Origin of the sequence: Bradyrhizobium sp. (genome assembly GCF_027451485.1) — a bacterium.
Lineage (GTDB): Bacteria > Pseudomonadota > Alphaproteobacteria > Rhizobiales > Xanthobacteraceae > Bradyrhizobium.
Window position 1 is genome coordinate 1 of sequence record NZ_DAIDJE010000119.1, and the last position, 12,562, is coordinate 12,562.

At 64.9% G+C, this 12,562-nt stretch carries 10 protein-coding genes and 2 pseudogenes; 11 read left to right on the forward strand and 1 reads right to left on the reverse strand.

All coding sequences use genetic code 11. The features are described from left to right. Positions 1–423: 423 nt before the first annotated feature. The 6 genes and pseudogenes from NEZ08_RS15485 to NEZ08_RS15510 all read left to right on the forward strand — a co-directional run. A pseudogene (locus NEZ08_RS15485) lies at positions 424–828 on the forward strand (DUF932 domain-containing protein); the annotation flags it as partial. Positions 829–1,088: 260 nt separating this feature from the next. Beyond that, entirely contained in the window at positions 1,089–2,519 is a 1,431-nt protein-coding gene (locus NEZ08_RS15490; protein ID WP_298108488.1) for a tyrosine-type recombinase/integrase, read from the forward strand. Beyond that, positions 2,516–4,357, forward strand: coding sequence for a hypothetical protein (locus tag NEZ08_RS15495; RefSeq protein WP_298108460.1), 1,842 nt, complete (start codon positions 2,516–2,518; stop codon positions 4,355–4,357). Before NEZ08_RS15490 ends, NEZ08_RS15495 begins: the two co-directional genes overlap by 4 nt. After that, a complete protein-coding gene (locus tag NEZ08_RS15500; RefSeq protein ID WP_298108464.1) occupies positions 4,357–6,522 on the forward strand; it encodes a hypothetical protein in 2,166 nt (721 codons plus the stop codon). The genes NEZ08_RS15495 and NEZ08_RS15500 overlap by 1 nt, the downstream gene beginning before the upstream one ends. Then, on the forward strand, positions 6,519–6,962 hold the full coding sequence (locus NEZ08_RS15505; RefSeq protein WP_298108467.1) for a hypothetical protein: 444 nt from the start codon (positions 6,519–6,521) through the stop codon (positions 6,960–6,962). Before NEZ08_RS15500 ends, NEZ08_RS15505 begins: the two co-directional genes overlap by 4 nt. 222 nt (positions 6,963–7,184) lie before the next feature. Further along, a complete protein-coding gene (locus NEZ08_RS15510) occupies positions 7,185–8,117 on the forward strand; it encodes a zincin-like metallopeptidase domain-containing protein (RefSeq protein WP_298108470.1) in 933 nt (310 codons plus the stop codon). 43 nt (positions 8,118–8,160) lie between these two features. On the opposite strand, the gene NEZ08_RS15515 is transcribed toward NEZ08_RS15510, so the two are convergent. After that, a complete protein-coding gene (locus NEZ08_RS15515) occupies positions 8,161–8,589 on the reverse strand; it encodes a helix-turn-helix domain-containing protein (protein WP_213374093.1) in 429 nt (142 codons plus the stop codon). Between the two features lie 85 nt (positions 8,590–8,674). Here NEZ08_RS15515 and NEZ08_RS15520 point away from each other — a divergent pair, with 85 nt between their 5' ends. From NEZ08_RS15520 to NEZ08_RS15540, 5 genes and pseudogenes are all read left to right on the forward strand, one after another. Further along, positions 8,675–9,100, forward strand: coding sequence for a mercuric transporter MerT family protein (locus NEZ08_RS15520; protein WP_213374095.1), 426 nt, complete (start codon positions 8,675–8,677; stop codon positions 9,098–9,100). A 21-nt stretch (positions 9,101–9,121) separates the two neighbouring features. Continuing rightward, positions 9,122–9,415 (forward strand): cation transporter, encoded by a 294-nt coding sequence (locus tag NEZ08_RS15525; protein WP_298108479.1) that lies wholly within the window; start codon positions 9,122–9,124, stop codon positions 9,413–9,415. 1 nt (position 9,416) lies between these two features. Continuing rightward, entirely contained in the window at positions 9,417–9,665 is a 249-nt protein-coding gene (locus tag NEZ08_RS15530; RefSeq protein ID WP_298108482.1) for a mercury transport protein, read from the forward strand. Next, a complete protein-coding gene (merBA, locus tag NEZ08_RS15535; protein WP_298108485.1) occupies positions 9,662–11,923 on the forward strand; it encodes a bifunctional organomercurial lyase/mercury(II) reductase MerBA in 2,262 nt (753 codons plus the stop codon). The genes NEZ08_RS15530 and merBA overlap by 4 nt, the downstream gene beginning before the upstream one ends. 126 nt (positions 11,924–12,049) lie before the next feature. Then, positions 12,050–12,562: pseudogene (locus NEZ08_RS15540) on the forward strand (DUF932 domain-containing protein); the annotation flags it as partial.

Here is a 12,562-nt window from a genome sequence, read left to right on the forward strand (position 1 = left end):
CGTCCTTGCGTTTCAGCTTGTCGCCTGGATCTGGTTCATGTGGCCTCGCACTCAAGCCGCATCCAGTCCTCGTTTCCAACGGTATTCAATGGAAGCTATGGTGGTTGAAGTTCAACACATGCGAACCTGAATGAGGGGCAGGGGATACCCAATGCTCCTCAAGGATTCGGTCCGATTCCAAAAGGCGAAGTCGTTGCCGGCGGCCCCCCCTGTTGGTCGGTCACGCTCTACTCGCAAGCATGTGCTGCGAGCGGAGCCGCAAAGCGTCTCCGCCCCGAGGGTCACGATCGTTGCCGCGTGCTGCTTCCACCTCATCTTTAAGTCTTTGGGATGCCAGCGGGAGAGTGAGAGGTGGGCGGAGCTTTCCGTGACGGAGTTTAAGGCTGAGAGAAAGGCTCTCGGCCTCCGTCATGGAGATATCCCATGAGCCAACTGAATATTGCGAATGCCGCTTCCACCCAACGCGGGGCCTTCAAGGTCGATGTCAGCCGAGGCCAAAGAGTTGGTCGTGTGTCCTCGGAATGGTTCTCGCGGCCAGCCGACGAACGGTACCTGTCGCTGTCGGAGCTGTTCGGTGCCGTATCCGGCCGTGCCGAGCGAAGCCGAACGCGGACCGCAAAGAGCGCGGCTATTCGGGTGGAAGCAAAACGCGAGGATGCGGAGCGATTGGCGCTGATCGTGCCGGGTTCAGACGTGCCGCTTGCACCGACCCACTGGAGCTTCGGCCAGCTTGCCACCATGGTGGGCGCGCCGTCCGCCTATTTGCGACAGCTTCCGGCGCCGCTTGCCGCCATCAACCTCCAGTACGGGCTGACCTCGCATCGCGCTTTATCTTGACTCTGTGATCCTGTCTCAGAATCAGGCATGGAGCCGCGTCACCGGTGTTGCGGTGAAGCTCTTCAGACGTCCGGGTCAAGCGTTCCCGCAGCGTAAGCGAGGACAACGCTTGACGCGGCGGCGACTCCACAAACTTGTCTATGGGGTGCAGGCAAAGTCCTGCACCCCTGCCACGCGGCGAGCGGGAGAGCGCGAGGGGAACCCCTCGCATCCTAAACAAAAAGAGTGCGCCGAAGGCGCTCCGCTTGGGTATGTGCGTGCAATTGTATTTTACGAACCTTGACGCGCTGTCGCGTCCGCTTCCGCGTTCCATTGATGGCCTTGCAGTGAGGATCGTGCCCGGCGCGCTCGACGTTGGCGAGCGCGCCGGGCTGATTGACGGCATGCCGTTCATTCTAATGGATGACGGGAGCTACGATCTCCATCTCAATCGGTTCTTCCGCGCCTGCCCAGGTATGGGCGCGCGCTCGCCGAACACCTGGCGCTCCTACGCGCGAGACATTCTGGTCTGGGCCCGCTTTCTTTGCGAGCGGCGCGGCGGGAAGACAGTCTGGCAGGCCGATCGTCATGACGTTCTGGCGTTCCATCGGGCGCGGCGGCTATCGGCGGCTCCCTATCGCATCTCGGCGGCGAGCTGGAATCGGAGCGTTGCGGCGCTCGATAAGCTCTATCGGTGGGCCGTCGAAGAAGGGATCATGACGTCCTCGCCCTTCAGCTACAGCGTGACCCTTCGCAGGACGGCGGGGACTCGCGCGCTGTTGGCTGTGACGGCGAACCGCTCGCGCGAACGTGCCGCGCGGCGGCACGATATGCGTTTCGTCGATCTTGGCAGCTATCTGCTGTTTCGCGACGTGGGCTTGCGGGGAAGGCTGCCTGACGGTGCCGAAGACCCGACCTGGCGCGGCCGCAATGGCGAGCGCAACGCGCTGTTCGCCGAACTCCTGGTCACGACCGGTCTGCGGTTGTCCGAGGGCGGCAGCCTGTTACTCGCCGATCTTCCGCGCAAGGCGGACTCCGGCATGCGCTCGCTCCCGTTTGACCTTCCCGGCGCGGTCGCCAAGGGCGGACGACCGCGCCGCATTCGCATTCCCCGCCGGGTCGTGAGGCTCATCAACGACTACATCGATCTTGAACGCGCGATCTCGGCAGCCCGGTCAGAACCAATCGTGTCCAATCCGCTTTGGCTGACGCCGGATGGCGAGAAGGTCGTCGACGCGATGGGCAAGCGGGTCCGCGTCGACCGGCTGACGCCGGGCGAGCGCGGCCGTGTGTTGACCGGCGCGCCCGGCAAGGCGCAGCATGCCCTCCTTTGGCTGACGGAAGGCGGCGAGCCTGTCCCGTCAGCAACCTGGGAAGCGACCTTCCGGCGCGCCTGCGCGCGGTGCCGCCGTTTCGGCATCGACGTCAACGTGACGCCACACACGCTGCGGCACACCTTCGCCGTCAATATGCTTTCCATGCTGATCCGCGAACAGATCGGGATTGTGTTCGACCCGCAGGATCGGCATGGCGCAGCGTACCGCCGGATTCTCGGCGATCCCCTGCAGAAGCTCCAGCACCTGTTAGGGCATGCCAGCGTGACCAGCACTTACATCTATCTCGACAGTCTTGCCGAGGCGCAGGAACTGGTTGATGCGGCCGTTGATCGCTGGGCCGAAGATGCGGTCGGCGAAGCGCAATGACCGACCCGATAGCTACGCCGGTGCGGCGGCCGGGACGCCGTGCGCTCTTTCCCGAGGAACTGCCTGATCCCGAGGGCGAAGCCGCTACCGCAATCGCATCGCTTCGTTTCGCTGCCACCCTTGCGGATCGCAGCATCACGATCGATCTGACAATGCTGTCCGGCCGCAGGGCGTTGGCCCAAACGCTTGCGGGCGCGCTCTGGCGCGCCTGTCAGGTTGGCGGGCCGGCGGGCTCAATCTCGACCGCGGCGGCCTACGCCAACGCACTCAAGCATTTCTGGCGCTATCTCGATTCCGCCAACCCCGGTATCGCACGCCTTTTGGACGTGAGTGCAGCCTGCATCGACGGATTCGATGCGTGGATGGAGGAGAGCGGGCTGCATCCCAATCACCGGCTCCACCGTATGAGCAAGGTGCTCAATCTGTTCCGACTCGCCGACGCTGCCGAGCCGGGCCGTCTGCCACCCGATGCCTCGCGGCGGCTGATGTATACGAGCGATCGGCCAGGGGTGCGCGCCCGGCCGCGCGATGCTTATGGTGATGATATCGCCACGGCATTGCGGAGTGCAGCACGGGCCGACCTCGCCACGCTTATCGGCCGCTTTGCCGAGGTGGATCCCATTCCGACGCTCGAGGATGGCGATCGAGCCAGAGCTCTGTCGGTCGCACACGAACGCGCGATGGCTGTGGTCGACGCCGAAGGCGTCATTGGCCACCGGCATCCTATCTTCAAGCAGCTCTACACGCTTCGCCGCGAGAGTGGCTTGCCGAACGATCGCTTGGTCCACGATCTGCATGGCCGCAGGTATCTGCTCGCCGCCGATCTCGTGCCGCTGATGGTTCTGCTGTCGCTCGATACCGGGTTGGAGATCGAAGCGATCAAGGAGTTACGGGCGGATTGCCTGAAGAACCCTGCAGGCGGCTATGTCGAGATCGAGTATTGTAAGCGGCGGGCGCGCGGTGCCGAGTGGAAGCGGTTGCGCGTGCGTGATGGCGCTTCATCGACACCGGGCGGCCTGATCCGTAAGGTGCTGCAATGGACCGCTCCGGCGCGAGGCCGGCTTGCCGCCGTCACGCTCTGGGCTCACTTCGCCTGGGGGCGGTTGACCCCGCGCGTCCTCGCCACGAGGGAACTTGTCGCCTCATGGACCGAGCGACATGGTATTCGCGATGAAGAGGGGAAGCCTCTCCGGCTCAACCTGACACGCCTGCGCAAGACGCATAAAGCAGCATGGTATCGGCAAACCGGCGGTCAACTCGACCGCTTTGCGGTCGGCCACAGCGTGGCCGTTGCGGCCAATCACTACGCCGATATCCCCGCGCTTCGCCATATCCACGAAGCCGCCATCGCCGACGCCATGGGGGACGCGCTCGACGCCGCCCTGCATCCGTGCGTCCTCTCATCAGAAGATGAGGCGGCCATTCGAGCCGATCCGGACGAGGCCATAGGTCTGCCGGTTTCCGGGCGTGCCGCGATCAATGAGCTGTTCAGCGGCGAGCAGGATGTCTGGCTCGCTAGTTGCGGTGGTTTCTACAAGGGCCCGTTTGGCGCCGAAGGGGACGCTTGTCCGTCACCATTCTGGGGGTGCCTCGAATGCAGCAATGCAGTGATCACCGCACGCAAGCTGCCAGCGCTTTTGTCGTTTCTCGGCTTCATCCGGGCGCAACGACAGTCGCTCAGTGAAGCCGACTGGATCGCCAAGTTCGGCCGCGTTCATGGGCGGATCGCCGATCAGATTTTGCCGCGGTTCAGTGCGGCCGAGATCGAACAGGCCGGCCAGCTCGCGGCATCGGACCCGACGCTCACTTACCTGCCACCCGAAGCTGGAGCACCATGATGCCCTCCGCTACCAACGCTTTGCTGGAGCCCACATCGCTTCCATCGGCCATCTATGGCGACGACGAGCCCGTGCTTGCCGGCATTCCGGTCAGGGAGGATGACGACCGAGCGCAATTCCCGCGCTTTGGCGATGACCACTGGGATTTGGGAGCTGCCATCTTCCGGGTGAACGCCCGCTATAGCAATTACCGGCTCAATTTCGCCCGCATCATCGATCCTGTGACCCGGCGGCTCGCCAAGGAGTATGTGCTCACGCGCCTGCGCATCCATGTGCCGGGATACCGGGCGCCGTGTGGTGTCGCTTGGGCGATCCGGCTGCTGCGCTACATCCAGCATTTTGCGGCGTTCCTCACCACGCACGTTGGCGCCGTCGATCTGCGCCGGATCGACCAGCCGCTCCTCGACTCCTATCTGGCGCACGCGCGCGACGGCGGCCGACGAACGCCGCACGAGACGGTGAAGTATGTCGAGGTGCCCATCGATCTGCATCATCTGTCGCCATGGCTGACGGGCGGCGGCATCGGCTTTCTGCCGTGGCGTGGGCGCGCGGCCCACCATGTTGCCAGGCGGCCGCCAGCGCCGGCTGAGAATGCAACGCCGCGCATTCCCGAACCGATCATCGGCGCCATGCTGCGCTGGTCGCTCAAGTACGTCGAGGTCTTTGCGCCGGACATCCTCGCGGCGCGAGCGGAGCTCGATGTCCTTGAAGCCCGTTGCGAGCGGCTGATGGCACAGGACGCGCGGACCGGACAAGCGGTCGCCGAGACTTATCGTGCGCGCATGGCCAAATGGCTCGATATGCGTCGGATTGCCGGCAGAGGCGTGCCGATCTGGGAGCGCGCGCCCAATGTCGCCCGCCGCATCGACCCGCAATCCGGCGCAGAGACGCCTCCCTACAATCTTCATCTGATGCGCCTGCACGCCGGCGCGCGCGAGAGCGGCCGCATCAGCCAATCCGAACCGACGGCACGGCTGATCGATCAGGCGGCGGCCGAGGTCGGTACCGAGGTCGGCGGTCTCGATACGCCGATCTCCATCGATCTGGACACCGGTCTGCCGTGGCGCGAACGCTTTGACGGCCTGAGCCTCGCCCGTGAGGAACGCATGTTGCAGGGCGCCTGTTACGTCATTTGCGCCTACCTCACCGGCATGCGCGACAGCGAGGTGCAGGCCATGCAGCCGGGCTGCGTGTCGGCCGAGCGCAGCGCCGACGGCTTGATCGAACGCTACCGCGTGCGCAGCACCGTATACAAGCGCCAGGGTGCACGCGGCGCGACGGCTAACTGGATCACGATCGAACCTGTCGCCCGTGCCGTTGCGGTGATGGAGATGCTCTCGGCCCGTAATCGTCGGGAGAAGGGACTATCGTCCCTATGGGTGGCGCTAAAGGACTGGCCCTGGAGTGCCGATCACCTCGGCATCGGCGCGACCCCGACGCTTAACCTGTTCCGCGAAGGTCTCGATGCGCGCGGTGGCGACGAACCGGCCGTTCCTCGCGTCGCGGATGAGCCCTGGAAGTTCACGACCCGGCAGCTTCGCCGCACGATCGCGTGGTACATCGCCAACAGGCCGTTCGGGACCATCGCAGGCAAGATCCAGTACAAGCATGCTTCAGTCGCCATGTTCGAGGGATATGCTGGCTCGCCGAATGGCGATTTTCGCTTGGCGGTCGAGCGTGAACGCGCACTCGGCCAGCTCGACGACATCGTCGCGCATTATGAAGCGTTTCTTCATCATGACGGTCCGGCGGGCCCCGGTGCCACGCGATTGCGACGGGAGTTCGCGCGTGTGCAGGACGAGCTTGGCGATCTGCCCGGCCGGATCGTGGACCGCAAGCGGTTGCGCACGATGCTCGCCCATCTCGGTCGAACCTTGCACGTCGGCTTTCTCAACGATTGCCTGTTCGAAGCCGCGACCGCGCTCTGCCTAGCTGCCTCGCCGGATCCTGAACGGACTGCGCCAGCCCTGTCGCGATGCAGCCCAGACCATTGCCCCAACGCTTGCCTGACCGCGCGCCACATCGAACCATGGCGGGCCTCGATCGCCGAGGGCGAAGCTTTGCTCAGCGACGGTCGCCTGACGCTGCTGCAACGCGCAGCCATTACGCAGGACAACGAGCGCAAGCGCCGGCTGATTGCACCCCTTATCGATGGTGGTACATGACCGCACGAACGGGTCCGAAGAGCGAGGCGGCATTGCGGGCGGCAATGGCACGACTGCTCGACGGTCGGCCCGAGCGCACCGACGGCGCGCTCACCGTCTCCAATCTGGCGCGCGAGGCCGGCGTCAGCCGGGCCACAGCGAACCGCGCGGTCGATCTTCTCGCCGAGTTTCGTGCTGCCGAAGCCCGCCACCGCCGATCATCTCCTCAAGCACTGAAGGATCGCGTCCGCTCCCTTGAAGCCGAGCTCCGGGCCGTGCGCGGTGCCGAGATGGCCGAACTGCGCGCGTTGACCCGCACGCTCGCGCAGCACATCCAGGTGCTGACGTTGCAAGTTGCCGAGCGTGACGAGGTGATTGCCGGCTTGCAGGATGAACTGGCGCGATCGAATGAGGCCAAGGTCGTTCCGCTGCGGCGCTCGCCGCGGGACGTCGCTGGCTGAGAGCCACGCAATATCTCACCGCCGGCAGGTCCTGCGGCCATCGGTCATGGCCGACGTCTCCTGTGCTCGCCCGTCGAGGCAGGGGCTCGGTTGTGGCAGACGCTGCCGGCCCGTCAACCCTGTTCCGCACCAGCAACCGTGAACAGGGTGTGACGGCCCGGCTCGCCGCGTCTGCCCCTGCCGCTTCGCCCTCGACGGAGAGGGCGAGCACAGGAGCCACCCATGACGACCGATACCAACAGCCAGGCCCAGACCGGCAACGACATCTACGAGCGCGTCACCAACCAGATCATCGCCGCCATCGAGGTCGGCGCCGGCGAGTACCGGATGCCCTGGCATCACGACGGATCGGCCATCACCACGCCCGTCAACATCGCCTCGCGCAAGGCCTATCGCGGCGTCAACATCCTCTCGCTCTGGGCTGCGGCGCAGGCGTCCGGTTATGCCGCCGGCATCTGGGGCACTTATCGCCAGTGGCAGGAGCTCGGCGCCCAAGTCCGCAAGGGCGAGCGCGGCCATCTGATCGTATTCTGGAAGATCAGCGATCGCAACGGCGAGGCGGAGCGTCAGGACGGCGACGCAGATCAGGACGCCGCCGCCCGACGTCTATTCGCCCGCGGCTACACCGTCTTCAACTGCGCCCAGGTCGACGGCTACACGCCACCCGAGATGCCGGTGCTTCCCGAGGTCGAGCGCATCGCGCACGCCGAGCGCTTCTGCGCGGCGCTGGGCATCGACATTCGCCACGGCGGATCGCAGGCCTGCTACATCCCATCGAAGGACTGCGTGCACATGCCCGAGTTCGCTTGCTTCCGAGACGCTGTTGCCTACTACGCGGTGCTGCTCCACGAATGCGGTCACGCTTCCGGCGCCAAGCATCGCCTCGACCGCGATCTGTCCGGACGGTTCGGCTCGGCCGCCTACGCCATGGAAGAATGCACGGTCGAGCTTCTCAGCGCCATGATCTGCGCCGACCTCAACCTCAGTGTTGAGCCACGACCCGACCACGCCCGCTACATCGCCTCCTGGCTCGAAGTGCTGCGCTCCGACAAGCGCGCCATCTTCACGGCTGCGAGCAAGGCACAAGAGATCGCCGACTGGATGAACGCCCGGCAAGCCAACGCTCATCGGCACGAAGTCAGGGGCGTCGCGTAGGCGCCCCCTCAGCGGGCCGTTTCACGGGCTCCACCGGGTGCGATCAGTTGACCGCACCCTCCCGGAACAGCGTCTCGATCAGCGGGCATTCCGGCAACGTCCCGTCGGCACATTGTGCGACAACCTTCTTGAGCACCCGCTCCATGCGCTTCAGATCGGCGATCTTCGCCTGCACGTCCTCAAGGTGTGCGGCGGCGACGGCGCGCGCCTCGGCACAGGGCTGGTTGCGCTCGTCGACGAGACGCAGCAGCTCACGGATTTCATCAAGGGAGAAGCCGAGCTCGCGCGCCCGCAACACGAAGCGAAGGCGCCGCTCATGCGACGTGTCGTAGCTGCGATAGCCGCCAGCCGTGCGCGGCGGTTCAGGCAGAAGACCGACCTTCTCGTAATAGCGGACCGTCTCCAGGTTGCACCCCGTCCGTTGGGCGAGCTCGGCTCGCTGCAGGCCCTTCACCACGGCGTGATCGCGCATCGCAAAATCCCTCTTGACCCTGTAGCGACTACAGACCGCATGGTACGGCACGCATAGGATTTCGACAAGGAAAGAGAGAACGGACATGGTCGCATCGCGATCCGGAACGGCAGGCACGGCGCCCCCTGCGGCGGATCTTTCCGCGTCAGAGCGCGGTGAGGTCGGACGGCAGCGTCTGATCGCCGTTGGCGGCATTTTCGGCGCGCTCGCCGCCTCGTCCTGCTGCATCGTGCCGCTGATCCTGTTCAGCCTCGGTATCGGTGGCGCCTGGATTGGCAATCTAACGGCGCTCGCACCCTACAAACCGATCTTCGTCGCAGGAACCGCGGGCCTTCTCGGTTACGGCTTCTATCTCGTCTACTGGAAGCCGCGGCGAGCCTGCGCCGAGGGTGCCGCTTGCGCGCGCCCCATTTCCAACCGTCTCGTCCAGCTCGCGCTCTGGATCGCGACCGTGCTCGTGATCGCCGCCTTCGCCTTTGACTACGTCGCCCCGCTGCTGCTTCGCGCCTGACACTAAAAGGAGACCCGTCCAATGAACAAATATTTGAGCGCACTCGCCCTGATCGCCTCAGTGATGACGGCATCGACTGCATTCGCTGGCGAGCGCACAATCACCTTCGCTGTCGACAACATGACCTGTGCCTCGTGTCCCTACATCGTGAAGAGTTCGATGGAGGGGGTCGTCGGCGTCGCAAAGGTCGCCGTTTCGTTCCGAGCCAAAACCGCAACCGTGACCTTCGACGACGCAAAGACAAACCCGGACGCCATCGCGACCGCCAGCGTGAACGCGGGCTATCCGGCCCATCCGGTGAAGCAGGGCAGTTGAGGTGAATGACCGCGCCCTGATCCGTGCAGGCACGGCTGGCGCCGTCCTCGCTGCGATCTGTTGCGCGACGCCGTTTCTCGCCGGAGTCCTGCCACTGGCCGGCCTCGGCGCATGGCTGGCAGGTGCGGGTCTTGTGGTGCTTCCCCTGGTGATCGCGTGCTTCGGTCTGCACGCGTGGGGTATCTATCGTCGCCGTGCTAGAGCCGAGTGCGGCGAGACCAAGATTCACAAGGAAGGCGTGAAGCCATGAACGACTGTTGCGCATCCTCCTCGTCCCGGGACAAGCTTGCTGCTTCCGCATCCACGACCCTGCCGAGCTACACCGTGCGGCCGGGCGTGACGTTTCCGGATTGGTCTGTGGTCAAATCACCAGCGGTCAAGGATGCCCTGCAAGCAATGGTCGGGTCCGGCCATGTGTTCGATCGCTGGAGTGGCTACGATCCCGCCACAGACCGCGTTCGTGTTGCGCTGCTTAAGCTCTACGCCGAAGAAGGACGAGCACCGACCACGGGCGCGCTTGCGGAGCGCGCGGGGTTGAGCGAGGCAGCCATCCGACCTCTGCTCGAAGAACTCCGTCGTCGCGACCTTGTCGTGCTCGACGGCGAGCGGATCGTCGGCGCCTATCCCTTCACCGACCGGAACACCGGGCACCGGGTCACACTTCACGGACGCGTTCTCAACGCCATGTGCGCTGTCGACGCACTCGGCATTGGCGCCATGACTGACCTCGACATCACGATTGCATCGTGCTGTCGCCATTGTGGCGCGCCAATCCGGATCGCCACGCGGGACCAAGGACGGGTGCTCGCGCAGACCGAGCCGCCGACGGCTGTCATGTGGCAAAGCGTTCGCTACGAAGGTGCGTGTGCTGCGAACTCACTGTGCGCGACGACCGCCTTCTTCTGTTCGGACGACCATCTCTCCGCCTGGCGCCGCGAACAGGCTGCGGACGAGGCCGGGTTTCGGCTGTCGATCGAGGAAGGGCTGGAGGCTGGTCGCGCTCTGTTCGGGCCGAGCCTCGCCGGCCTCGATACCGCGGCAGAATCGTCGGTCGGTTCGACATCGAAGAGCGCTGCAGTGGCGGACCGTCGCTTTCGCACGAACGGTCGCAATGGCGCCTACGATCTCGTCGTCATCGGCGCCGGCTCGGCCGGCTTCTCGGCCTCGATCACGGCCGCCGATCAGGGCGCGCACGTGGCCCTCATCGGTAGCGGCACCATCGGCGGCACCTGCGTCAATATCGGCTGCGTGCCATCGAAGACCTTGATCCGCGCCGCCGAGACGCTTCACAACGCCCGCGTAGCGGCACGTTTTGCCGGCATCACGGCGGAGGCCGAACTGATCGACTGGCGCGGAACCGTCCATCAGAAGGACGACCTCGTTTCCGAACTGCGCCAAGCCAAGTACGTGAACCTGCTCCCCGCCTACAACGGTATCGCTTATCGTGAAGGACCGGCGCGCCTCGTAGAAGGTGGTGTCGAGGTGGACGGCGCGCCCATTCCCGCCGGCAAAATCATCATCGCGACCGGCGCGCGGCCGGCGGTGCCCACCATCCCTGGCGTCGAGACTGTACCATATCTCACCAGCACGACCGCGCTCGACCTTGAGGAGCTACCGCGATCGTTGCTCATCATCGGCGGCGGCTATATCGGGGCGGAGCTCGCCCAGATGTTCGCCCGCGCCGGCGTTAAGGTGACGCTCGTATGCCGGTCCCATTTGCTTCCCGAGGCCGAGCCCGAGATCGGTGTGGCGCTGACAGGATATTTCGAGGACGAAGGGATCACCGTGGTCTCCGGTATCGCTTACCGTGCGATCCGCAAGATCGAGAACGGTATTGCGCTCGATGTTTCGCGCGACGGCCAGAACACGACCATCGACGCCGATCAGGTGCTGATCACTACAGGGCGCGCGCCCAACATCGAAGGCCTTGGGCTCACCGAGCACGGCATCGCCCTCTCGCCGAAGGGCGGCATCGTCGTCGATGACCGCATGCGGACCACCAGAGCCGGCATCTATGCTGCTGGCGACGTCACCGGCCGCGACCAGTTTGTCTACATGGCCGCCTATGGCGCCAAGCTCGCCGCCAAGAACGCCCTCAACGGCGACAGCTTGCGCTACGACAACAGCGCCATGCCCGCCATCGTGTTCACCGATCCGCAGGTGGCGAGCGTCGGCCTGACCGAAGCCGCGGCGCGCGCGGCCGGGCATGCCATCCGTGTATCGACAATCGGTCTCGACCAGGTGCCGCGGGCGCTCGCCGCGCGCGATACCCGGGGGCTCATCAAGCTAGTGGCCGACGCCAGCAGCGGCCGGCTGCTCGGCGCGCATATCCTCGCACCGGAAGGCGCCGACAGCATCCAGACCGCGACGCTCGCGATCCGGCAGGGCCTCACCGTTGACGACCTCGCGGACACGATTTTTCCGTATCTCACCACCGTCGAGGGCCTGAAGCTCGCAGCGCTGTCGTTCGGTAAGGATGTCGCCAAGCTCTCCTGCTGCGCAGGCTGAGCAGCCGCCAAGGTCCGTGAGCGATCCGCGAATCTGTCTCACGCGCCGAGATGGGTCGGGAAGCCATGGATTTTCAGTCAAATGCCGCTAAATCATCCGGCTGAGACAGCTTGACTGTTCAGATAACGCGCCGAGTTGGTCAAGACCCTTGAGGTGGAGGACGGGCGCGTCGAGCTCCGCGCAGTCACCGGTCCCGACTATGGCCGCATCTTTGACCACGAGCTGGTGGCCGCCGTGCAGCGCATTGCCGGCAATGGCACCGGCGATACGAGATGGAAGGTGCCCGGCGTGCTCGACTGGTCGACGGGTATTTACAATCCCAATGTCGACATCACCCGCAATACGACCACGCTTTACGCCTCCGATCGAGACGTCTTCCTCTTTCTGGTTGATGACCTCAACCCGATCGAGGCGGGGCGGCTGCCGGATGGTTCTCCCGATCTCTATTTCCGGGGCTTCTATTGTTGGAATTCCGAGGTCGGCGCCAAGACGCTCGGCATCGCCAGCTTTTATTTGCGCGCCGTTTGTCAGAACCGAAACCTTTGGGGTGTTGAGGATTTCGAGGAGATCACGATCCGCCACTCCAAATACGCCGCCTCGCGCTTCGCGCATGAGGCCGCACCGGCGCTGAACCGCTTT